The organism is Pseudonocardia terrae (genome assembly GCF_021343995.1).
GTDB classification, from domain to species: Bacteria; Actinomycetota; Actinomycetes; order Mycobacteriales; family Pseudonocardiaceae; genus Pseudonocardia; species Pseudonocardia terrae.
This window is the reverse complement of record NZ_JAJTTE010000018.1, coordinates 64,696-87,365: the sequence shown is the minus strand read 5'-3', so window position 1 is coordinate 87,365 and position 22,670 is coordinate 64,696. Positions and strand designations below refer to the sequence as shown.

At 74.7% G+C, this 22,670-nt stretch carries 19 protein-coding genes; 12 read left to right on the top strand and 7 right to left on the bottom strand.

Going from position 1 to position 22,670, the window contains the following annotated elements:
- Positions 1 to 75: 75 nt before the first annotated feature.
- Positions 76 to 393, top strand: a complete 318-nt coding sequence (locus tag LWC33_RS14415; RefSeq protein WP_233304878.1) for an ArsR/SmtB family transcription factor — start codon at positions 76 to 78, stop codon at positions 391 to 393.
- 724 nt (positions 394 to 1,117) lie between these two features.
- Here LWC33_RS14415 and LWC33_RS14410 read toward each other — a convergent pair.
- A complete protein-coding gene (locus tag LWC33_RS14410) occupies positions 1,118 to 1,954 on the bottom strand; it encodes an SDR family NAD(P)-dependent oxidoreductase (RefSeq protein ID WP_233304877.1) in 837 nt (278 codons plus the stop codon).
- Positions 1,955 to 2,734: 780 nt separating this feature from the next.
- Between LWC33_RS14410 and LWC33_RS14405 the strand changes: the two genes are divergently transcribed.
- Complete coding sequence (locus LWC33_RS14405) at positions 2,735 to 3,040, top strand: WhiB family transcriptional regulator (protein ID WP_372476609.1); 306 nt, start codon at positions 2,735 to 2,737, stop codon at positions 3,038 to 3,040.
- A gap of 22 nt (positions 3,041 to 3,062) precedes the next feature.
- On the opposite strand, the gene ptsP is transcribed toward LWC33_RS14405, so the two are convergent.
- Positions 3,063 to 4,700: a phosphoenolpyruvate--protein phosphotransferase gene (gene ptsP / locus LWC33_RS14400; protein ID WP_233304876.1), complete on the bottom strand. Its 1,638-nt coding sequence runs from the start codon at positions 4,698 to 4,700 to the stop codon at positions 3,063 to 3,065.
- Between the two features lie 119 nt (positions 4,701 to 4,819).
- Between ptsP and LWC33_RS14395 the strand changes: the two genes are divergently transcribed.
- From LWC33_RS14395 to ppc, 6 genes are all read left to right on the top strand, one after another.
- Positions 4,820 to 5,581, top strand: a complete 762-nt coding sequence (locus LWC33_RS14395) for a DeoR/GlpR family DNA-binding transcription regulator (protein ID WP_233304875.1) — start codon at positions 4,820 to 4,822, stop codon at positions 5,579 to 5,581.
- Positions 5,582 to 5,618: 37 nt separating this feature from the next.
- The gene (pfkB, locus tag LWC33_RS14390; RefSeq protein WP_233304874.1) at positions 5,619 to 6,554 is read left to right on the top strand and encodes a 1-phosphofructokinase; all 936 of its coding nucleotides are present in this window, start codon (positions 5,619 to 5,621) and stop codon (positions 6,552 to 6,554) included.
- Complete coding sequence (locus LWC33_RS14385) at positions 6,551 to 7,012, top strand: PTS sugar transporter subunit IIA (RefSeq protein ID WP_233304873.1); 462 nt, start codon at positions 6,551 to 6,553, stop codon at positions 7,010 to 7,012. Before pfkB ends, LWC33_RS14385 begins: the two co-directional genes overlap by 4 nt.
- The gene (locus tag LWC33_RS14380; RefSeq protein ID WP_233304872.1) at positions 7,009 to 8,481 is read left to right on the top strand and encodes a PTS fructose transporter subunit IIC; all 1,473 of its coding nucleotides are present in this window, start codon (positions 7,009 to 7,011) and stop codon (positions 8,479 to 8,481) included. Before LWC33_RS14385 ends, LWC33_RS14380 begins: the two co-directional genes overlap by 4 nt.
- An 18-nt stretch (positions 8,482 to 8,499) precedes the next feature.
- Complete coding sequence (locus LWC33_RS14375; protein ID WP_233304871.1) at positions 8,500 to 8,778, top strand: HPr family phosphocarrier protein; 279 nt, start codon at positions 8,500 to 8,502, stop codon at positions 8,776 to 8,778.
- A 188-nt stretch (positions 8,779 to 8,966) separates the two neighbouring features.
- Positions 8,967 to 11,750: a phosphoenolpyruvate carboxylase gene (ppc, locus tag LWC33_RS14370; protein WP_233304870.1), complete on the top strand. Its 2,784-nt coding sequence runs from the start codon at positions 8,967 to 8,969 to the stop codon at positions 11,748 to 11,750.
- Positions 11,751 to 11,803: 53 nt separating this feature from the next.
- On the opposite strand, the gene LWC33_RS14365 is transcribed toward ppc, so the two are convergent.
- Genes LWC33_RS14365 through LWC33_RS14350 form a run of 4 tightly spaced genes read right to left on the bottom strand, consistent with a single transcriptional unit; the run spans position 11,804 to position 16,851 of the window.
- Positions 11,804 to 13,333, bottom strand: a complete 1,530-nt coding sequence (locus LWC33_RS14365) for an adenylate/guanylate cyclase domain-containing protein (RefSeq protein WP_233304869.1) — start codon at positions 13,331 to 13,333, stop codon at positions 11,804 to 11,806.
- A 31-nt stretch (positions 13,334 to 13,364) separates the two neighbouring features.
- Positions 13,365 to 14,183 (bottom strand): MaoC/PaaZ C-terminal domain-containing protein, encoded by an 819-nt coding sequence (locus LWC33_RS14360; RefSeq protein WP_233304913.1) that lies wholly within the window; start codon positions 14,181 to 14,183, stop codon positions 13,365 to 13,367.
- Positions 14,183 to 15,547, bottom strand: a complete 1,365-nt coding sequence (locus tag LWC33_RS14355) for a 3-oxoacyl-ACP reductase (protein WP_233304868.1) — start codon at positions 15,545 to 15,547, stop codon at positions 14,183 to 14,185. The genes LWC33_RS14360 and LWC33_RS14355 overlap by 1 nt, the downstream gene beginning before the upstream one ends.
- Positions 15,544 to 16,851, bottom strand: coding sequence for an acetyl-CoA C-acetyltransferase (locus LWC33_RS14350; RefSeq protein ID WP_233304867.1), 1,308 nt, complete (start codon positions 16,849 to 16,851; stop codon positions 15,544 to 15,546). Before LWC33_RS14350 ends, LWC33_RS14355 begins: the two co-directional genes overlap by 4 nt.
- A gap of 90 nt (positions 16,852 to 16,941) precedes the next feature.
- On the opposite strand from LWC33_RS14350, the gene LWC33_RS14345 reads away from it, so the two are divergent.
- The 4 genes from LWC33_RS14345 (at position 16,942) to LWC33_RS14330 (ending at position 21,845) form a co-directional block, all read left to right on the top strand.
- Complete coding sequence (locus LWC33_RS14345; RefSeq protein ID WP_233304866.1) at positions 16,942 to 17,679, top strand: TetR/AcrR family transcriptional regulator; 738 nt, start codon at positions 16,942 to 16,944, stop codon at positions 17,677 to 17,679.
- Complete coding sequence (locus LWC33_RS14340; RefSeq protein WP_233304865.1) at positions 17,676 to 19,691, top strand: acyl-CoA dehydrogenase family protein; 2,016 nt, start codon at positions 17,676 to 17,678, stop codon at positions 19,689 to 19,691. Before LWC33_RS14345 ends, LWC33_RS14340 begins: the two co-directional genes overlap by 4 nt.
- A gap of 172 nt (positions 19,692 to 19,863) precedes the next feature.
- Positions 19,864 to 20,838, top strand: coding sequence for a glycoside hydrolase family 18 protein (locus LWC33_RS14335; RefSeq protein ID WP_233304864.1), 975 nt, complete (start codon positions 19,864 to 19,866; stop codon positions 20,836 to 20,838).
- Positions 20,835 to 21,845, top strand: coding sequence for a hypothetical protein (locus LWC33_RS14330; protein ID WP_233304863.1), 1,011 nt, complete (start codon positions 20,835 to 20,837; stop codon positions 21,843 to 21,845). Before LWC33_RS14335 ends, LWC33_RS14330 begins: the two co-directional genes overlap by 4 nt.
- Positions 21,846 to 21,939: 94 nt before the next feature.
- On the opposite strand, the gene LWC33_RS14325 is transcribed toward LWC33_RS14330, so the two are convergent.
- Positions 21,940 to 22,293, bottom strand: coding sequence for a tetratricopeptide repeat protein (locus LWC33_RS14325; protein ID WP_233304862.1), 354 nt, complete (start codon positions 22,291 to 22,293; stop codon positions 21,940 to 21,942).
- Between the last annotated feature and the right edge of the window lie 377 nt (positions 22,294 to 22,670).

Sequence of the window (22,670 nt, the reverse complement as noted above, 5' to 3'; positions counted from 1 at the left end):
CACGAAGATACGCACGCAGATGGGAAGTGAGCCGGACACCTGCACGGCCGCTCAGATGTTCGCTAGACTCGCGGCGTGCACGAGGGCATCCCCGACTTCGCGATGCCGTCCGAGCAGGAGGTGCGCCGGGCGGCCGACTCGCTGCGACTGCTCGCCGACCCCACCCGCATCAAGATCCTCTGGGCCCTGCTGCAGGGTGAGACCTCGGTGGCCTGCCTCGCGGAGCTGGTCGGGGCGGCCCCCACGGCGGTCAGTCAGCACCTGGCCAAGCTGCGGCTCGCCGGGCTCGTCGAGGGCCGGCGCGAGGGCACGTTCATCTACTACACCGCCGAGAGCGCACACGTCCGCGCGCTGCTCACCGAGGCGCTGGGACAGGCGGCGGTCACCGCCTGAGCGCCTTCGACGCGCTCGCCCCCACCTCCGGCACCTCGCACGCCGGCTCGAGCTGATGTGCCGCGCACTGCTCCCTGTGCTGCCGACCGACGACCATGATCACCGATCCGCTGCGCTCACGGCGCTCCACGGAACCGTCAGTGCACGAGAACAACGACCCCATGCCGACCGACGAACCATGACCGCCGATCCGCTGCACCCACGGCCTCCCACGGAACCGTCGGCGCACAACGACAGCAATCACGCCGCAGCGGCTCTCACCGCTCGACACCGCGCCGCTCACACATGGCCCCGGCACCTCGTACACCCGCCCGAGCTGATGTGCCGCGCTCCGACGCCGGTGTGCCGCCGAGCGCCCAATCATGATCATCGAACCCCTGCCCTCACGGCGCTCCACGGAACCGTCAGTGCACGAGAACAACGACCCCATGCCGACCGACGAACCATGATCGCCGAACCGCTGCACCCACGGCCTCCCACGGAACCGTGAGCGCACGGAGACAGCGATCATGCCCGACGCGCAGCGGAAGCCCTATCCGGCGGCCTCGGCGAAGAATGCACTCACGGCTCCTCGAGGCACCGCCGGTGCAGCCGAACAGCGATCTCGGCGCGCGGACGCCAGCGGGCCGTGATCAGCGTTCCGGACACCTCACCGCCACTCACGGCCGGGAGCGGTCCGAACCGGTGATCATCGGGCTGCTCCTGGGGACCAGGTCGCCGACCGTCAGCGGCCCGAGCGGATGGTCGGGGGTTCGCCCGTCGTCCCGCGGTTCACGCCGGTGAGCCCCCGGGTGCGGGGGTCGCCGCCGTAGGCCGCGTGGATGCGGGGGCCGGCGGCGGTGAGCCCGCCGTCGACCGTGATCTCCTCGCCGGTCACGAACCGCGCGCCCCCGCCGCACAGGAACGCGATCACCTCGGCGACGTCCTCGGGTCGCCCCACCTCCGGCCACGGCTGCACCCCGTCGAGGGCGCGCGCCGGATCCCGCCCGACCAGCGGCGTCGCGATCACGCCCGGACACACGGCGTTGACGCGGATCCGGTCCTCCGCCAGCTCGACGGCCGCAACCCGGGTCAGGTTCAGCACCGCCGCCTTGGCCGCGGAGTAGGCCTGCGGGCCGGCCCCGCCGCCGTACGCCGCGATCGACGCGACGTTGACGATCGCCCCGCCGCCCCCGGCTGCCCGCATCGCCCGCGCGCCGTGCTTGACGCCGAGGAAGACGCCGCGGGCCAGTACCGCGAAGGTGTAGTCCCAGTCGGCGACGTCGATGTCGGTGAGCGCACCGAACGCCCCGCCCACGCCGGCGTTGTTGACCACGGCGTCGATCCGGCCGTACTCGGCGACACAGCGCGCGACCGCGGCCTCGACCTGCGCCTCCTCCGCCACGTCGACCCGCTCGAAGGCCGTGCCGAGCTCGGTGGCCGCGCGCGGGCCGGTCTCCGCGTTGAGGTCGGCGAGCAGCACCGACCAGCCCGCGGCGCGCAGCCGGGAGACGGTGGCGCGGCCGATACCGCTGCCCCCGCCGGTGACGAGGGCAGCGGGCGAAGCGTCGTGATCGACCATGCCGTCGACGCTATCGCCCGCGCCGCTCTCCGACGACCTCATGGACGGCCGACGGTGTGGTGATCAGAGCAGCCCGAGCCGAACGGTCCGAAAGGGACGCGGATCGCGTGGGGCCGCAAGCCCGGCCAGACCTAGCCGGGATCTTCCGCCCGTGATCGCCTGCCGGAGCCGTTCGAGCAGTGCCCGTGATCACCGTTCGGGACCGTTGACGGCCACATCCGGCCGTGAAGGGTCCGAAACGGCGATCATGCCCAGCAGCGGCCCTCCCGGGCGCCCGTGCCCGGAGCGCCATCCCCGAAACTCAGCGTGACCCTGGCGTGCCCGTGATCGCCGACCAGTGCCGATGACGGCCACACCCGGCCGCGAACGGTCCCGGTCGGTGATCATGGACCGGCCGTCGGCACCGGCGACCGACGCCGCACCCGCGATCGCCGGCCGGCCCGGGCGACGACTTTTTCGGCCAGGACCGTCACATTCGACCGCCGGACGGAGTCAGAGAGAGGTGGGTACGCTACACAACCGGGATCCGCAGCCGGGACCCCTAGGGGTTCCGGCGAGCCGGATGGGGACTTTCTCCGGATCCGCGCACACGCAGCAGGCGGCAGGGTGGTTCCCGTGCTGCTGCGCCCCTCGTCACCGATCGCGGTGGCCGGTGGGCCGTTCGGGAGGCGTCGCTCGACCGGTGCGCGCCCGGGCCCACCGGCCGGGGGGAGGACGGCGGGCGCAGTGGCAGCTCCGGCCGGGGGGCCGGAGGGCCGGCGATCGTGGGGGTGCACGCAGGTGAGGACGATCGCGGGCGTACTCGCGGGGCCGGCTGCCGAGGGGAGGGCAGCCGGGCCCGCGGATCTCGTCGCCGCCGAGCTGCCGTGCCACGGACCCGGCGCCGGGCTCTGGTTCGCCGACGACCCCGCCGACCTCGACCGCGCCAAGGTCGCCTGCCGCGGCTGCCCCATGCGGGCCGAGTGCCTGGCCGGGGCCCTGCGCCGGCGCGAGCCGTGGGGCGTGTGGGGCGGCGAGATCTTCCAGGAGGGCGTGGTCGTGCCCGTGAAGCGCCGCCCCGGCCGTCCACGCAAGCACCCGCGCTGACCGGCGAGCAGGGACCGCGCTGCTAGGCGCGCACGGCCCGACGCGCGGCCGTCGGGTCGGGCGCGGCGCAGGCGGCCGCGGCCATCGCCCGGCACTCCTCCAGGGTGAGGCCCGCGAGCGAGGCACCGACGGCGGCGAGTGCGCCGGCGCCCATCGAGAGCGTCGCGACGCCGAGGCCCACCAGCACCGGCGCGAGCGCGGGATCGGCCGCGGCCTCGCCGCACACCCCGACCGGCACGCCCGTCTGCGCGGAGGCCTCGCCGAGCATCCGGATCAGCCGGAGCAGCGCGGGCTGCCACGGGTCGTTGAGCGCGGCGACCGGGCCGGACTGGCGGTCCGCGGCGAACAGGTACTGGGCCAGGTCGTTGGTGCCCACGGACACGAAGTCCACCTCGGCCATGATCTCCCGCGCGACCAGCACCGCCGCCGGGATCTCGATCATCACGCCCGCGCTGGTGATCCCGTGCGCCCGGCAGCGCTGCACGAAGAAGCGCGCCTCCTCCGCGGTGGCGACCATGGGCGCCATCACCTTCAGCTCCGCGCCGGTCTCCTTCGCCGCCGCGGCCAGCCCGGCGAGCTGGCGCTCCAGGACGTCGGCGCCGACCCCGGCCACCCGCGCGATCCGCAGGCCGCGCACCCCGAGGGCCGGGTTGGGCTCGCCCTCCAGGGTCAGGAAGGGCAACGGCTTGTCGGCCCCGGCGTCGAGCGTCCGGGCGGTCACGGGCCTGCCGGCGAAGGCGCCCAGCACGCCGTCGTAGACCTCGCGCTGGCGCTTCTCCGAGGGCTCCTCGGTCGCGGAGAGGAACGCGAGCTCGGTCCGGAACAGGCCCACCCCCTGCGCCTTCCGCTCCACCGCCGCGGTCGCGCCGGGCGCGTCGCCGACGTTGGCCAGCAGCGGGACGAGGTGCCCGTCGGCGGTGCGGCCGACGCCGTCCCACTCGACCGCGGCGACCGCCTCCGCGGCGACGGCCGCCTCCGCGGCCGAGCCGACCTCGTCGACGGAGCCGGCGCCGCCGTCGACCACGACGAACCCGCCGTCGGCGAGCTGCCGCGCCCCCGCGCAGCCGACGACGGCGGGGATGCCGAGCGAGCGGGCGAGGATCGCGGTGTGGCTGGTCGGCCCGCCCTGCTCGGTCACCAGCGCGAGCGCGATGCCCGGGCGCAGGCCGGCGGTGTCGGCGGGGGCGAGGTCGGCGGCGACGAGGACCGCGGGCTCGGCCAGGTCGGCCACGCCCGGCGCGGGCAGGCCCTGCAGCTCGGCGACGATGCGGTCCCGGACGTCGCGGACGTCGGTCGCCCGCTCGCCCATGTAGCCGCCCATGGCGGCGAGCATGTCGGCGAAGGTATTCGCGGCCTCCCAGACCGCGCGCGGCGCGGGCCGGCCGCCCTCGCGCACCAGGTTCTCGGCGTTCTCCAGGAGCGCGGGGTCGCCGACCATCGTGATCGTCGCCTCGAGGACGTCCCTCGCGTCGCCCGTCGCGACGTCGGCCCGCGCCTGCAGGCGGGCGGAGACGAGCTCCATCGCGGGTCCGATCCTGCCCGCTTCGATGTCCGGATCGGTGGGAACGGGCCCGACCGGGGGCTCGCCGGGGGCGTCGGCGACGCGCACGACGCGCCCTCCCGCACGTCCGGGACTGGCAGGGATGCCGTTCAGCTGCATTGCGAACTCCCTCGATCCGTTCGGATGACTTCGGCGTGACCCGTTGACGAACACCAGTAAAACCCACATACTCGGAAACAAGCAAGCAGATACGGGCACCGACTCGGGAGCGAACGAAGATGTACGCAGCGGAGCGTCAGCAGTGGTTGCTCACCCGAACCCGCGACGCGGGACGGGTCGACGTCGGTGCCGTGGCCGAGGAGCTGCAGGTCACGCCGGAGACGATCCGCCGGGACCTCGGCACCCTGGAGCGCCAGGGCCTCGTCCGCCGGGTGCACGGCGGCGCCATCCCCGCCGACCGCCTCGACTTCGAGCCCGCCATCGGCCTGCGCGACACCGTGGCCGGCCCGGAGAAGGAGCGCATCGCCAAGGCCGCGCTCGCCGAGCTCGAGGGCTGCCTGACCGTGCTGCTCGACGCGGGCACCACCACCGCCCGCCTCGCCTCGGTGCTGCCGACCGACCGCGAGCTGACCGTCGTCACCAACTCGCTGCCGATCGCCTCGATGCTCGCCACCCGGCCCAATGTCGTGCTCCGGCTGCTCGGCGGGCGCGTCCGCGGCACCACCATGGCGGCGGTCGACGACTGGATGACCGACACCCTCGCCACCCTCACCGTCGACGTCGCGTTCGTCGGCACCAACGGCTTCTCCGCCGAGCGCGGGCTCACCACGCCCGACCCGGCCGAGGCCGCCGCCAAGCGCGCCATGATCGCCGCCGCCCGCCGCGCCGTCGTGGTGGCCGACGCCGCGAAGTACGGCACCGACCAGTTCGTCCGCTTCGCGCGGCTGGACCAGGTCGACGCCGTGGTCACCGACACCGGGCTCGACGACGCCGCCACCGCGGCCATCGAGGCCGCCGGCCCCCGCGTCGTGCGGGCCTGACCCCACCCGTCCACCGACTTCACGAGGAGGTGAAGCCGTGATCGTCACCGTCACCCCCAACCCCAGCCTCGACCGGACCGTCGAACTGACCGGGCTGGTCCGCGGCGAGGTGCACCGCGCCCTGTCCGGGCGGCTGGACCCGGGCGGCAAGGGCGTGAACGTCGCCCGCGCCCTCACCCGCGCCGGCGTCGACGCGCTCGCGGTGCTGCCCTCGGGCCGTGCCCCGGGCGGTCGGCTCAACGGCCTGCTCGACGCCCTGGGCGTCCCGGCCCTCACCGTGCCCATCCACGGCGCCACCCGCTCCAACATCACGCTCGTGGAGCCCGACGGCACCACGACGAAGATCAACGAGAGCGGGCCGGTGCTCACGCCCGAGGAGGTCGAGGAGCTCACCGAGCAGGCCGTGGCCCGCGCCCGCGGCGCCGACTGGCTGGTGACCTGCGGATCGCTGCCCGAGGGCATGCCCGCCGACTTCCACGCCACCCTCGTCCGGCGCGCGGGCACCCGCACCGCCGTGGACACCAGCGGGGCCCCGCTCGCCGCCGCCGTCGCGGCGCGGCCGGACCTGGTCAAGCCCAACCACGAGGAGCTGGCCGAGCTGGTCGGCCGGCCCCTCGCCAGCCTCGGCGACGTCCTCGCCGCGGCCCGTGAGCTCCGCGCCGCCGGTGTCGGCGCGGTCCTGGTCAGCCTAGGCGCGGGCGGCGCCGTGCTGGTCGAGGAGTCCGGCGAGTACCACGCCGCCACCCCGCCCGTGACCGTGCGCAGCACGGTCGGCGCCGGCGACGCCACCCTGGCCGGGTTCCTGGCCGCGGGGGGCGTCGGGCCGGACGCCCTCGCCCGTGCCGTGGCCTACGGAGCCGCGGCCTGTCGCCTGCCGGGCAGCGAGATGCCCGGCCCCCACGAGCTCCCGCTCGCCGACGTCCGCGTCGGAGTCCCGCACGCCGACCTCGTCCTCATCGGAGATGCCGCATGACCGAGCCGCAGTCCGCCCTGATCACCGCCGATCTCGTCGACCTCGACCTCCCGTCCGCGAACCGCCGTGCCGCGGTGGGGGCGCTGGCCGAGCGGCTGCAGAAGGCGGGCCGGGTCACCGACCTGACGCAGTTCCTCGCCGACATCGAGGCCCGTGAGCAGCAGATGCCGACCGGACTGGAGGGCGGGATCGGCATCCCGCACTGCCGGTCCGCCGCCGTGACCGCGCCGAGCCTCGCGTTCGGGCGCAGCACCGCGGGCGTCGACTTCGGCGCCGAGGACGGGCCCGCCCGGCTCGTCTTCATGATCGCCGCCCCCGAGGGCGGCGACACCGACCACATGACGGTGCTGGCCGCGCTGGCCCGCCGGCTGGTCCGCAAGGCGTTCAAGGACGAGCTCCTCGGCGCGACCGACGCCGGGCACGTCGCCGACTACATCCGGAAGGAGGTCGGCGCGTGAAGCTGCTGGCCGTCACCGCGTGCCCGACGGGCATCGCGCACACCTACATGGCCGCCGAGGCCCTCGAGGTCGCGGCGGAGGAGGCCGGGCACGAGATCGTCGTCGAGACGCAGGGCTCGGCCGGCTCCACCCCGTTCACCCCGGAGCAGCTCGCGGAGGCCGACGCGATCATCCTCGCGGCCGACGTCGAGGTCCGGGACAAGGACCGCTTCGCCCACCTGCCCACGGTGACCGCCGGGGTGAAGAAGGCGATCGGCGGGGCCGCGGGGCTGATCGAGCAGGCCGTCGCCGCCGCGGAGGCGGCGCCGAAGGGCGCCACCGGGTCCGCCGCACCGGCCGAGCCGCAGCTCGCGGTCAAGCAGAGCGGCCCCGGGGCCGGGTCGAAGGTCCGCGGCTGGCTGATGACCGGCGTCTCGTACGTCATCCCGTTCGTCGCCGCCGGCGGCCTGCTCATCGCCCTGGGCTTCGCCCTCGGCGGCTACCAGATCTCCGACGCACCCTCGGTCACCCAGAGCTTCTCCTGGACCTCGCACCTCAGCTGGGCGGCGCTGCTGTTCCAGCTCGGGTCGCTGGCGTTCGGCCTGCTCGTGCCGGTCCTGTCCGGCTTCATCGCCTACGCGATCGCCGACCGGCCCGCGCTCGTGCCCGGCTTCGTCGGCGGCCTGGTCGCCGTGCAGACCCACGCCGGGTTCCTGGGCGGCCTGGTCTCCGGCCTGCTGGCCGGCGGGCTGATCTTCTGGATGAAGAAGTGGCGGGCGCCCAAGGCGCTGGCCGGGATCATGCCGGTGCTGGTGCTGCCGCTGGTCGGCACGGCGGTCATCGGCGGGATCATGTTCGTGGTGATCGGGCAGCCGCTGGCCGCCGTCACCACCGGGCTGACCGACTGGTTGAACAGCCTCTCCGGCAGCAACGCGGTCCTGCTCGGGGCCCTGCTCGGCGCGATGATGGCCTTCGACATGGGCGGCCCGGTCAACAAGGCCGCGTACGCCTTCGCCGTCGCCGGGCTGTCGACCAACTCGCAGACCGCGCTGCTGATCATGGCCGCGGTCATGGCCGCGGGCATGACCCCGCCGCTGGCCCTCGCCCTCGCCTCCACCGTGCGCAAGAAGCTGTTCACCGAGGCCGAGCGGGAGAACGGCCGGGCCGCCTGGCTGCTCGGGATCTCCTTCATCACCGAGGGTGCCATCCCGTTCGCCGCGGCCGACCCGTTCCGCGTCATCCCGTCGATCATGGCCGGGTCCGCGGTCACCGGTGCCCTGTCGATGGCCTTCGGGTCCACGCTGCGGGCCCCGCACGGCGGCATCTTCGTGGTCCCGCTGATCGGCAACCCGATCGGCTACCTGATCGCGATCGTGGCCGGGACGCTCGTCTCGGCGGCCCTCGTGATCCTCCTGAAGTCGGCGGGCCAGCGGAGATCCGCCACCACCACCGAGTCCGCGCCGGCGCCCCGCGCCGCCGCCCACGCCTGAGAGTCGAAGGAGACCACCATGGCCGAGCGCCGCGTCACCGTCGGATCGTCCGTGGGGCTGCACGCCCGCCCCGCCAACCTGTTCTGCAAGGCCGCCGGGCAGCAGCCCGCGAAGGTCACCATCGCCGCGGGGGACCGCGGCCCGGTCGACGCCCGCAGCATCCTCTCGGTGCTGGGGCTCGGCGTGGCCTCCGGTGAGGAGGTCGTCCTGACCAGCTCCGACGACGCCCAGGGCGAGACCTCGCTCGACGCCCTGGCCGACCTGCTGGCCACGGACCTCGACGCCGTTCCCAGCTGATCCACTCCGCCGACCGTGCGCGGTGAGTGGTGCCGGAGCACCACTCACCGCGCACAGCCGTGTCAACGCCGGGTTACGGGCCTCCCCCAGCGATGGCCCCGCCGGCGCGCGAGGACGACGATGGCGGCCAGTCCCGCCGTTCCCGCTGCCGCGAGCGGCCCGAACCCTGTGAACGGAGCCCCAGCACGGTGACCGCGCGCGCCCACCGCACCGAACTCCACGCCCCGGACTCCCTGGCCGCCCACTCCGGCGTCGTCTCCGAGACCGAGCACAGCGCCCTGCGCGCCGACATCCGCCGGCTCTCGACGATGCTCGGCCGGACCGTCGCGCTGCAGGCCGGCGACGAGGTGCTGGAGCTGGTGGAGGAGGTCCGCAAGCTCGCCCGGGAAGCGGGCGGGGAGGGCGGCGACCCGGACGCCGTCACCCGCCGGCTGTCCGGCCTCGACACCGGCACCGCCGTCGTCCTGGCCCGGGCCTTCTCGCAGTACTTCCAGCTGGCCAACGTGGCCGAGCAGCTGCACCGCTCCCGCGAGCTGCGCAGCCTGCGCCCGACCGACCGCCGCCCGCTGCACACCGTCCTGGAGCGGCTGGCGGCCGAGGCGGATCGCGGCGCGGTGCAGGAGGTGCTGGCCCGGGCCCAGCTGCGGCCGGTGTTCACCGCGCACCCCACCGAGTCCTCGCGGCAGTCCGTGCTCGCCGTCCTCCGGCGGGTGGCCGAGGGCCTCGACCACGGCGCGTCCGACGACGAGCTGGGCGCCCTCGTCGACCTGCTCTGGCAGACCGATGAGATCCGGCCCGGCAAGCCCACCGTGACCGACGAGGCCCGCGGCGTCGCCTGGTTCATGGAGCAGCTCGGCACCCGCACCGTGCCGGACCTGGTCGGTGAGTTCGAGTCCGAGGTGCGCGCGCACGGCTTCGAGGTCCCGCCGGACCCGCGGCCGTTGAGCCTGGGGTGCTGGGTCGGCGGCGACCGGGACGGCAACCCGAACGTCACGCCCGAGGTGACCCGCGAGGTCCTGGAGCTGTACTCGGACCGCGCGCTGCGGATCCACGGCTCGCTCGTGGAGCGGCTGATCCAGGAGCTGTCGATCTCGACCCGGGTGATGGGGGTGTCCGAGGAGCTGCGCGGCACGCTGGCCCGCGACCGGCGCGCGCTCCCCGAGGTCCACGACCGGTTCATCCGGCTCAACGCCCACGAGCCGTACCGGCTGCACCTGAGCTACGTCAAGGCCCGGCTGGAGAACACCCGTGCCCGGATCGCGGACCGGGGCACCCACGTCGCCGGGCGGGACTACCTGGGCGTGGCGGACTACGTCGCCGACCTGGGCGTGCTGGACCGCTCGCTGCGCGGGCACCTCGGCGGCCGGATCGCCGACGGCACGCTCGCCCGCGCGCTGCGGGCCGCCCGGGCGCTCGGCCTGCACCTGGCCGAGCTCGACATCCGCGAGCACAGCCAGAAGCACCACGACGCCCTCGGCGCGATCTACGACGAGCTGGGCGAGCTGGACAAGCCGTACGCCGAGCTGACCCGCGAGGAGCGCCGCGCCCTCCTGTCCACGGAGCTGCAGGGGCACCGGCCGCTGATCCGCCGGCACTACGGCGTGCCCGAGGCGGCCGCCCCGGTGATCGCGACCTTCGACATGCTGCACGAGGTCCAACACGACTTCGGTCCGGAGGTGGCCCGGACGTACATCGTGTCGATGGCGCAGGACGTCGACGACCTGCTCGCCGTCGCCGTCCTCGCCCGCGAGTCGTACATGGTGGAGCTGCGCACCGACCCGCGCTCCTCGGTGGACCTGGTGCCGCTGTTCGAGACGGTCGAGGAGCTGTCCCGGGCGGGCCCGCTGCTCGAGGGGCTGCTGTCCGACCCGGGCTACCGGCGGCAGGTACGCAACCGCGGTGACCTGCAGGAGATCATGCTGGGCTACTCGGACTCCAACAAGGGCGCCGGCATCACCAGCTCGCAGTGGGAGATCCACCGGGCTCAGCGGCAGCTGCGCGACGTCGCCGCGAAGCACGGCGTGCGGCTGCGGCTCTTCCACGGCCGCGGCGGGTCGGTCGGGCGCGGCGGCGGGCCGGCGGGCGAGGCGATCGCGTCGGCGCCCTACGGCTCGGTCGACGCCACGATGAAGCTCACCGAGCAGGGCGAGGTCATCTCCGACAAGTACTCGCTGCCGACGCTGGCCCACGACAACCTGGAGATCCTGCTCGCCTCGATGCTCGACGCGAGCGTGCTGCACAAGGCCTCGCGGTGGCCGGACGAGACCCTGGCCCGCTGGGACGAGGTCATGACGTGCGTGTCCGAGGCCGGCAAGAAGGCCTACCGCGAGCTGGTCGGCGACCCGGCGCTGCCGGAGTTCTTCACCGCGGCCACCCCGGTCGACGAGCTGGGCCGGCTCAACGTCGGGTCGCGGCCGTCGAAGCGCCCGGGCAAGGGCACCCCCTCCCTCGACGATCTGCGGGCGATCCCGTGGGTCTTCGGCTGGACGCAGACCCGGATGGTCGTGCCCGGGTGGTACGGCCTGGGCAGCGGGCTGAAGGCGGCGCGCGACGCGGGCCACGGCGAGGTCCTCGACGAGATGCGCGAGTGGGCCTTCTTCTCGAACCTGCTCGGCAACGTCGAGATGACGCTGGCCAAGACGGACCTGCGGATCGCCTCCTACTACGTCTCGACGCTCGTCGATCCCGCGCAGCAGGGGCTGTTCGAGCTGATCCGGGCCGAGCACGCGCGCACGCTGCGTGAGGTGCTGGCGCTGACGGGCGGCCCGGTGCTGCTCGACCGGCACCCGGTGCTGCGCAACACCCTCGCCGTGCGCAACGGCTACCTCGAGCCGCTGCACCACCTGCAGGTCGAGCTGCTCGACCAGCGCCGCCGCCGGGGCGGTGCCGACGGTGGAGACGATCCCGACCTCGAACGCGCCCTGCTGCTCACCATCAACGGCATCGCGGCGGGGATGAAGAACACCGGCTGACGCCCGTGCGGCGGAGCGTGCGTCGCACGGGCGTGGCGTGGGGTGCCGTGAGGTCAGTCGGCGCTGACGACCGGCTCGGAGCTGCGTGGCACCGCGATGTCCGTGGCCATCCCGCGCCCGCGGAGCACGACGGGCTCGCCGATCTCCCAGCGGCGCGCCTCCTCGGGCTCCGCGAGGGAGACGGCGGCGCCGGAGGCGGCGATCCCGCCGTGCGACTTGGCCAGGTCGGTGAGCCGGGCGGCCTCGTTCACCGGATCGCCGATCACGGTGTACTCGTAGCGCCGCGGGTCGCCGACGTTGCCGGCCACGGCGTCGCCCGCGGACACGCCGATCCCCGCGGCCAGCTCCGGCATCTCCTCGGCGAGCCGTCCGGCCAACGCCCGGGCGGCGGCCAGGGCGCAGCCGGCCGGGTCGTCGAGGGAGACCGGCGCGCCGAACACGGCGAGCGCGGCGTCGCCCTCGAACTTGTTGATCCAGCCGCCGTGCTCCTCCACCACGCCGACGACGACCGCGAAGAACGCGTTGAGCACCTCGACGACCTCGGAGGGTGGGCGCTCGGTGGCCATCGCGGTGGAGCCGACGAGGTCGACGAACAGCACGGCGACGCACCGGACCTCGCCGCCGAGCTCGACGTCGTCCGACGCGGCGGCGGCCCGCGCGACCTCCTCGCCGACGTGGCGGCCGAACAGGTCCCGGATCCGCTCCCGCTCGCGCAGCCCCTCGACCATCGTGTTGAACCCGGCCTGCAGCCGGCCGAGCTCGGTGTGGTCGTAGACGGGAACGGAGACGTCGAGCTCGCCCTTCTCCACCCGCTGCATCGCGCGCCGCACCGCGATGACGGGATCGGCGGTCGAGCGGGCGGAGCCGATGGTGGTGAGCAGGCCGGCGAAGAGGGCGGCGGCGCCGATCCCGAGGATCATCACGGCCAGCCGGTCGACGGTGACGTCCTGGAACATCAACGCGGTCGTGCCCGCGAGCAGCAGGCCGAACACCGGCACCGCCGTGCCCAGGGCCCAGAACAGCACCGGGCGCAGCAGCACCCCGGGCAGCGCCCGGCTGCGCGGGGGCACCCCGGCCAGGACGACCGACGCCGGCCCGCGCAGGATCCGCTCGCCGAGCAGGTAGGACAACGAGCAGGTGGCGATCCCGCCGATCGTGATCGTGGCCGCGACCGAGAAGGCGAGCCGGGCGGAGAACTGCAGGTTGAGCAGCACGAACAGCACGACGGCGCCGGCCCAGAAGAAGGCGAGCACCACGACGAGCCGCAGCGGCCCGTAGAGCACCAGGCGCCGCGCGCGCCGGGCCGGGTCGACCCGCGCGCTGCGCCCCCCGAGCCGGAACAGCGCCCGCCCGACCGCCAGGCCCAGCGGGGTGACGACGACCAGGTACCCCGCGAACACGGCGATGTTGACCAGGCGGACCTGTCCGGGGTCGGCGACCCGCCCGTCCGGCACCACCCACGCGGCCAGCACGAACACCACGGCCGCCCCGCCGAAGTTCGCGAGGACGACCGCGACGCTGAGCAGCAGCCGGAGGGGCAGCCCCAGCACGAAGCCGCCGGGCCGCAGCTGACGGTCCGTCATGGGTGGAGTCTAGGCCGAACGGAGGAGCGGCTCAGGCGCGGCGGACCGTCCCGGTCAGGTGCACCGCGCCCTTCCGGTTGCGGACGGCCAGGTCCCAGCCCTCCTTCGCCTGCTCGGTCACCAGCTCCGCGGTGGACGGGAGCAGCAGCGGCTTGCGGAAGCCGACCTCGTAGGTCGCGGCCTCGGGTACCCGGCCCTGCAGCGCGGCGAGGGCCCGGGCGGCCGTCCACATCCCGTGGGCGATGGCCCGCGGGAACCCGAAGGCCTTGGCGGTCACGGGGTTCAGGTGGATCGGGTTGACGTCGCCGCTGACCGCGGCGTAGCGCCGCCCGGTGTCCGCCGGCACCCGCCAGACCGCGGCGGCCGGCCCGTCGACCTCCGGCAGGTCGGGCAGCTCACCCGCGAGCCCGGTGGGCGCCTGTGCCCCGCGGGCCAGGTAGGTGCTGCGCCCGTCCCACACCCGGGTGCCGTCGACCGACACCTCGGCCACCAGGTCCACCTGCGCCCCGCGCGGGTGCGCGGCGAACCGCTCGGCCCGCACCCGGACGTCGAGCCGCTCGCCGAGCCCGATCGCCCGGTGCGCCGTGATCCGGTTCGCGACGTGCACGAGCCCCGGAAGCGGCAGCGGGAAGGAGCGCGCCGCCATCAGCTCGACCTGCAGCGGGAAGGCCAGGACGTGCGGGAACGTGAGCGGCAGCGCGTCGGCGAGCGGGAACCCGCACACCCGCCCGTAGTCCGCGAGGTGCCCGACCTCGGGCGTGACCGACCGCTCGAGGACCGTGCCCGGCAACGACCGCGCGCGGCCCGGCAGGACCGCGCCGACGGCGGCCTTCGCGTAGAGAGCGATCATCACGCCCCCAGCATCGACTGGCCACAGACCCGCACGACCTGCCCGTTCACCCCGCCGGAGTCGGCCTGGCCGAGCCATCCGATCGTCTCGGCGACGTCGACCGGGAGCCCGCCCTGGCGCAGCGAGTTGACCCGGCGGCCGGCCTCGCGGGTGCCAAGCGGCATCTTCGCGGTCATCTCGGTCTCGATGAAGCCGGGCGCGACCGCGTTGATCGTCACCCCCTTCTCGGCGACGACGGGGGCGAGTGCCCGGACCATGCCGATGATCCCGGCCTTGGACGCGACGTAGTTCGCCTGCCCGCGGTTGCCACCGATACCGCTCTGCGAGGACACGCAGACGATCCGCGAGCCGTCCTGCAGCAGCGTGCCCTCGCCGAGCAGCGCCTCGGTGATCCGCAGCTGCGCCCGCAGGTTGACGTCGAGCACGGCCTTCCAGCGGTCCGGGTCCATGTTGGCCAGCAGCTTGTCCCGGGTGATGCCGGCGTTGTGCACCAGCAGGTCCAGGCGGCCGTGGCGCTGCGTCAGGTGCGCGATCAGCCGCTCGGGGGCGTCGACCGCGGTGATGTCGAGTTGCAGCGCCGTGCCGCCGGTCCGGTTGGCCACCTTCGCCAGGTTCTCCCCGGCCGCCGGGATGTCGACGACGACGAGCGTGGCGCCGTCGCGCGCGAGGGTGTCGGCGATCGCCGCGCCGATCCCCCGGGCCGCGCCCGTGACCACCGCGACCCGCCCGGAGAGCGGCTTCTCCGGCAGCGTCGGGCTGTCCATCGCGGCCGGGTCCTGCGGGGACCCCACGGGCACCCCGATCCGGACGACCTGCCCGTCGACGTAGGCCGAGCGGGCGGAGAGGAAGAACCGGACCGCGCTGTCGACGGCCGCGGGCGGCGCCTGGGCCGCCACGACCAGCAGGTTCGCGGTCGCCCCGGCCCGCAGCTCCTTGGCGATGGTACGGACCAGCCCGTCGAGCGCCTGGGCGGTGGCGGCGGCCTCGACGCCGGCACCGGCCGACGCCTCCGCCGGTTCCGGGCCGAGCAGCAGCAGCCGCCCGGATGGAGCCAGCTTCCGCACGGCCGGGGTGAGGATCGCGCGGGCCGCGGCGAGGTCGTCGAGCGTGGTGGCCGCGGTCAGGTCGACGACGACGGCGGCGAGCTTCTGGTCCCCCACCGCGTCGAGCACCTGCTGGCCGGACTCCTCGACCAGCGCGGCGATCGGCTTCGCGAAGCGGCCGGCACCGACCGAGGTGACGAGCGCGGGACCGGGCAGGAGCGGTTGGCCGGGCTCGTAGCGGCGCAGCAGCGGCACCCGCGGCACGCCGAGCCGGCCGGCGAGCGCGGTGTTGGAGAGGTCCCGGAAGCGGTCGGTGCTCACGCTGCCTCCAGGATTGCGACGACGCCCTGCCCACCGGCGGCGCAGATCGAGATCAGGCCGCGGGCCTTCCGCCCGCCCTCGCCGGTGCCCTTCTCGTGCACCAGCTTCGCCAGGGTGGCGACGATCCGGCCGCCCGTCGCGGCGAACGGGTGCCCGGCGGCGAGCGACGAGCCCGTGACGTTGAGCCTCGACCGGTCGATCGACCCGAGCGGGGCGTCCAGGCCGAGCCGGTCCTTGGCGAACTCGACGTCCTCCCACGCCTTGAGCGTGGCCAGCACGGTCGAGGCGAAGGCCTCGTGGATCTCGTAGAAGTCGAAGTCCTGCAGGGTGAGCCCGCTGCGTTCCAGCAGCCGCGGCACGGCGTAGACCGGGGCGGTGAGCAGCCCGTCGCGCCCGTGCACGTAGTCCACGGCCGCCGTCTCGGCGTCGACGAGGTGGGCCAGCACCGGCAGCTTGTGCGCGGCCGCCCACTCGTCCGACCCCAGCAGGGCCAGCGCGGCGCCGTCGGTCAGCGGGGTCGAGTTGCCCGCGGTCATCGTGGCGTCGTCGCCGAACTGCGTGCCGAACACCGGCCTGAGCGTCGCCAGCTTCTCGACCGACGAGTCCGGGCGCAGGTTGTCGTCGCGGGTCAGGCCCAGGTAGGGGGTGACCAGGTCGTCGAGGAACCCCCGCTCGTAGGCGGCGGCGAGGTTGCGGTGGCTGACGGCGGCCAGCTCGTCCTGCGCCTCGCGGGAGACGCCCCACTCCTTCGCCGTGATCGCCGCGTGCTCGCCCATGGACAGGCCCGTGCGCGGCTCGGAGTTGCGCGGGATGTCCGGCACGATCTGCCCCGGCCGCAGCTTGGCCAGCAGCTTCACCCGCTGCTGCACCGTCCGCGCGCCGTTGATCGCGACGAGCACCTTGCGCAGGTCCTCGTTCACGGCGATCGGGGCGTCGCTCGCGGTGTCGACCCCGCCGGCGACACCGCTCTCGATCTGCCCCAGGGCGATCTTGTTCGCCACGAGGATCGCGGCCTCGAGCCCCGTGCCGCAGGCCTGCTGGACGTCGTAGGCCGGGGTCGACGGCGCCAGCCGCGAGCCGAGCACCGCCTCGCGGGTGAGGTTGAAGTCGCGGGAGTGCTTCAGCACGGCGCCCGCGACCACCTCGCCCAGCCGCTCGCCGGCCAGCCCGTAACGGGCCACCAGGCCGTCGAGCGTGGTGGTGAGCATGTCCAGGTTCGACGCACGGGCGTAGCGCCCGTTGGCGCGCGCGAACGGGATCCGGTTGCCCCCGATGACGGCGGCGCGCCGCGGTGTGGACGGCATGGCGTTCCCTCCTGTGCGGATGAGCCCTGCGGTGCTCGCGGTATTACCCACGAGTAGCCAGAACCCACAGTACCGGGTACCGTCGGTTCCATGAAGTCGAAGGCGAAGCTCGCGCAGCCGACCGTCGACGTGGCCCGTGACCGGCGCGACTCCCGCTGGGACGCCCACCGCGAGCAGCGCCGTGCCGAGCTCGTCGGTACCACCGTCGCGGCGATCCGGCAGCACGGGGCCGGCGTCGGGATGGACGAGATCGCGACCGCCGCGGGCACCTCGAAGACCGCCGTCTACCGGCACTTCCGGGACCGGGCGGGGCTGTACACGGCGGTCTGCCACGCGGTGGCGCGCGTGCTCACCGGGCAGATCCGGCGCGCGACGGACCGGGCGCTGGCCGAGGGTGCGGGCCCGCACGCCGCGGTCGCCGCGGGCATCGACGCCTACCTCCGGCTGATCGAGTCCGACCGTGAGGTGTACCGGTTCGTGGTACAGCGCCCGCTCCTGGGCGCCGCGGTCGCCGGCACCGACCCCGTCACCGACCTGGTGACGGTGATCGGCGACCAGGTCGCCGAGGCCATGGAGTCCCACCTGCCCGGCGCACCCGCCGCGCGCACGTGGGGACACGCCCTCGTCGGGATGGTCCGCGGGGCCGCGGACGACTGGCTCGCCCGCCCCACCGGCACCACCCGCGACGAGCTCACCGCCCGTCTCACCGATCTCGCCTGGACCGGGCTCGCCGGCCTGGCGACCTCACCTCGCGCCGCTCGCGGAGCGAGCATCGACCCGAGCGGAGCTCGCGACGCGAGCACCGGCACCGCAGGAGGCACCGCATGACCCCGACCGTGGACGCGCTCCGCTCCACCCTCGACGGCCGTTGGGCCGACGTCCGGAGCTCGGTCCGGGAGCAGATGTCCCGGTTCCGGCCGGTCGACCCCGACCTGTCGCGCGAGGAGTACCGGGCGAAGGTCCTCGAGCTCGTGCACGAGCTCGCCGCGACCGGCCAGCCGCACACCGGGTTCTCGCCCGACCACGGCGGCAAGGGCGACGTCGGCGGCGTGGTCACCGCGTTCCAGGCGCTCGGCTACGGCGACCTGTCGCTGCTGGTCAAGGCCGGCGTGCAGTGGGGCCTGTTCGGCGGCGCGGTACAGGTCCTCGGCACAGAGCGGCACCACGGGCGCTACCTGCGGCAGATCATGGACGGCGAGCTGCTCGGCTGCTTCGCGATGACCGAGACCGGCCACGGCTCCGACGTCCAGCACCTGCGCACCACGGCCACCTACGACCCGGCCACCGAGGAGTTCGTGATCGACACCCCGGAGCCGGGGGCGCGCAAGGACTACATCGGCAACGCGGCCCGCGACGGCCGGATGGCGGTCGTGTTCGCCCAGCTCGTCACGCGCGTGGAGGCCCATGGCGCCGATGCGCGCTCCGCCGGCGCTTCGCACGGCGTCGATGCGCGCTCCGCCGGCGCTTCGCACGGCGTGCACGCCTTCCTGGTCCCGATCCGCGACGACGCCGGTGCCGCGATGCCCGGTATCGAGATCGGCGACTGCGGGCACAAGGCCGGGCTCAACGGCGTCGACAACGGGCGGCTCACCTTCCGCTCGGTGCGCGTGCCGCGTGAGGCCCTGCTCAACCGGTTCGCCGACGTCTCGGCGGACGGCACCTACTCCAGCTCGATCGAGAACGAGGGCCGCCGCTTCTTCACCATGCTGGGCACGCTGGTGCGCGGCCGGATCAGCGTGGCGGGCGGCGCCGGCAGCGCGGCCCAGAAGGCACTGGCGCTGGCGGTCCGCTACGGCGAGCGCCGCCGGCAGTTCGCCGACCCGGGCACCGGGCAGGAGACCGCGATCCTCGACTACCGCGCCCACCAGCGGAAGCTGCTCCCCGCCCTGGCCACCACCTACGCGCTGCAGTTCGCCCAGGACGACCTGGTCGCCGAGATGCACCGGCTCCAAGCACCCCAGGCCGATCAGCAGGGCGCCCGGCCGGACGAGCGGGCGCAGCGCGACCTGGAGAGCCGCGCCGCGGGCGTCAAGGCGATCGGCACCTGGCACGCCACGCACACCATCCAGACCTGCCGCGAGGCGTGCGGCGGCGCCGGGTACCTGTCGGAGAACCTGCTCCCGCAGCTCAAGGCGGACACGGACGTCTTCACCACGTTCGAGGGCGACAACACCGTCCTGCTCCAGCTGCTCGCCAAGAACCTGCTGTCGAACTACGGCAAGGGCGTCCAGAAGCTCTCGCCGCTCGGGCTGGCCCGGTTCCTCGGCGGCCAGGCGCTCGACGCCGCTGCCGAGCGGACCGGCGTCAACAAGCTGCCCCGACGGATCCCCGGCCGCGGGTTCCGCCCGCGCGACCGCGCCGAGCAGCGCAGGCTCCTCGCGGACCGGGCCGAGCACCTGCTCGCGGGCGTCGCGCGGCGGCTGCGGCCGGCGCTGAAGAAGGGCGCGGACCAGTTCGGCATCTTCAACGCCGCGCAGGACCACCTGCTCGACGCCGCCCGCGCGCACGTCGACGTCCTGGTGTTCGACGCGTTCGTCGCCGGGATCGGGCGGGCCGCCGACCCGGCGGTGAAGGCCCTGCTGGAGACGGTGTGCGACCTGCACGCGCTCGCGACGATCGAGCGGGACCGCGCCTGGTACCTCGAGCACGGCCGGCTGACCGCGGCCGAGACCCGTTCCGTGGTCGCCGCGGTCAACGCGCTGTGCGCCGAGCTGCGCCCGCACGCGCGGCTCCTGGTCGACGGCTTCGGCATCCCGGAGGGCTGGATCGCCTGCCCGCTGCTGGAGGACCCGGCGGCGGAGAGCGGCGCCACGACATCGGTGCCGGAGATGGTGGGCTGAGCCCGGAAGGTTGCCTCCGAGGGCTGAGCGTCACACGTCGTTCGATGTCGTAACGGTCTTCGTCACTCTTTCGATGGACGAAGAGCACGGCGGTTGCGCCCGTGCGGCTCCCCGAAGCCGCGTGGAGTAGCCGTCGTCCGCTCCCTGTTGGTCCATCCGGTGGAGGACGCCGATGCGGCGATCCCGCGTGCGCCGGCGGTCGGTCGCGCTGTTCGCGCTGCCGCTCGCCCTCGGCGCCGTGCTGCTCGCATGCGCCGGCCCCACCGCCGACCTGGCCCCGTCGGCGCAGAAGATGACGCCCGAGGTGCTGCCGTACGTCGACGTCTCGCTGCGGCCCTCCCCGCTGCCCGACATGGTCGCGCAGACCGGTGTCCGGTCGGCCGTCCTGGCCTTCGCGCTGTCCGCCGACGGCAGCTGCACGCCCTCCTGGGGTGGCGAGACCCCGATCAGCGACCCCGTCGTCGTCGAGGCGGCGCGCTCGCTCCAGCAGGTCACCGTGGCGACCGGTGGGGCGACCGGCACGTACCTCGAGAACACGTGCAGGACCGCCGAGTCGCTGGCGGGCGCCTACCGCGCCGCGCTCGCGTCCGTCGGTGCCACGCGGCTCGACGTCGACGTGGAGACCGGGATCGACGCCGAGAAGGTCGCGAGCGCGCTCGCGCTGCTGAAGGGCGTCGACGTCACGCTGACCCTGCCCGTGCAGGACGCCACGCACGGCCTCACCGCCGCCGCGCTCGACCTGGTCGACACGGTCCAGGCACACGGGGTCGACGCCCGGGTCAACGCGATGGTCATGAACTTCCCCGACGAGGGCGACTGGTCGGGGGCGATGCTCCGGGCCACGGACACGATCGTCGGGCAGCTGGGCCGCGACCCGTCGCGGATCGGCATCACCCTCATGCTCGGTCGGACCGACCAGGGTCCGGTCACCAGCCTCGCCGACGCCGCGGGCGTCGCCGGGGCCGCGCGGGACCGCGGCATCGGCGCCGTCGGCCTGTGGTCCGTGGGACGCGACAACGGCGACTGCCCCGGCAACGCCACCGCGTCCTACGCGTGCAGCGGGATCCCGCAGACCCGCTTCGCCTTCACCCGGACGGTCCGCGACGTGAGCGCGGGCCTCGCTCCCCCGGAGGACGTCACCCCATGATCGACGACGAGACCCGCGCCCTGCGGTCCGTCCCGGTTCCCCGCCGGCCGCTCGACGACCAGGACGACGTGCCGCTGGGCTCCCCGGCCGCGCCGCTGGGTACGCCGGTGTGGCCGGGCGGGTTCGCCCGGTCGCCGCGGTCCGCCGAGCCGGCATGGGACGCCGACGCCACCCGGGTCGGGCAGGCCCCGACGTGGGACGCCGATGCGACCCGCGTCGGCGGGTGGGACGACGACGCGACCCGGGTCGGTGCGGCGCAGGGCTGCGACGCGACCGCCGTCGCCGGGCCCGTCGACCCCGACGCCACCTCCCTCGCCGGTGCACCCGCGGTCGAGGCGACCACGGCGATCTCGGCGCGGCGCCGGGCCGAGCTGGCGGCCGAGTCCCCGGTCGACGCCACCACGGCCATCGCCTCGGTGCGCCCCGTGTTCGTCGACGAGCGCGGGCGCCGCACCCGCGGCATCAAGTTCGGCGTCTACAGCGTGGTCGCGGTGTGCGTGGTGTTCCTCGCGGTCGTCGGCATCAGCCTCGCCGCCGGCAACCGGGGACCGCTGATGGAGATCCCGCTGCTCGGCGGCGCCAGCCCCGCCGAGGCGAGCGACACCGTCGACACGAACGAGATCGCCCCGCCGCCGGAGCCGGTCGCCGAGGCCGCACCCGAGACCACCACCAAGGCTCCCGTCGCCACGGCCACCCGCGCCCCGGCGACCCGGGTCGTCGTCCCCGTCGCCCCGGTGGAGCCGGTCGTCAGCAGCGTCGCCCCGGCCCCCACCACCGCGGTCGCCCCGGCCCCGACGACCACCACGACTCCTAGGCGGGGTAGCCAGGGCTCCGGAACGGGCAGCGGCAACGGGACTAGCAACGGCAGCGGCAGTGGCACGAGCAATGGAGGACCGGGCGCAGGCACCGGCACCGGCACCGGCACCGGCGGGTCGAGCAACGGTGGCACCGGCACTGGCGGCACCGACTCCGGCGGCACGGGCACCGGCACCAACGCTGGGAACTGATCGGTCCCCGCGACCCCGGCCACTCCCGAGAACACGAACGGCGCTCCCGCTCACGAATGGTGAGCGGGAGCGCCGTTCGTTCGCTACCGGACGATCAGCCCGCCAGGCGCGCCGCGCAGGCGTCGCGGTCCTCGGCGTAGGCCGGGTCCTGCGCCGCGGCCAGCCGCAGGTGCGGCAGGGCGTCGGCGTGCCGGCTCTGCCGCTGGAGCGTCCGCCCCAGCAGGTACCGGGCGTACGGGTCGCTCGGCGCGAGCTCGACGGCCTTGGTCAGCGTCTCCTCGGCCCGGCGCAGCTGCGCGGACCGGTAGTACGCCCGCCCGAGCAGCAGGGCACCGGCCGCGGTGTCGCGCAGCTCGTCGACCAGCGGCGCCAGCAGCTCGAGGGCCTCCAGCGGCCGGCCGGCCTCCAGGCTCCCCTCCGCCAGGCGGTAGATCAGTGCGTTCTCCATCGCAGCCTCCCTTCGCCGCCCGCAACCGCATACCCCCTCCCCCTATTCCGCCGGCCTCTGCGGGCGCTCACGCATCCACTCCGACCGCCCACAACCGACCCGGCGCACCTCGTCCGACACGCCACACCCGGAGCCGCGCCGCACCACCACCCGAACCCGCTCCCACACCCACTCACCCCGCCCCACACCCTGTCGACGGCGAGCGCGACGCCCCTCCGGGTGTGCACTCGGAGGCGGCGAACGTTGCGCCCGGCGGCGGGTGCGAGCGGTCGATCGGGCGACCCGGGCGCGCGCCCGACTCGCGACGCTTCTCGCGAGCATGCCCGGCCGATCTGCCCGGCCCCACCTCCCACACCCGAAGCGACGCCACGCAACCC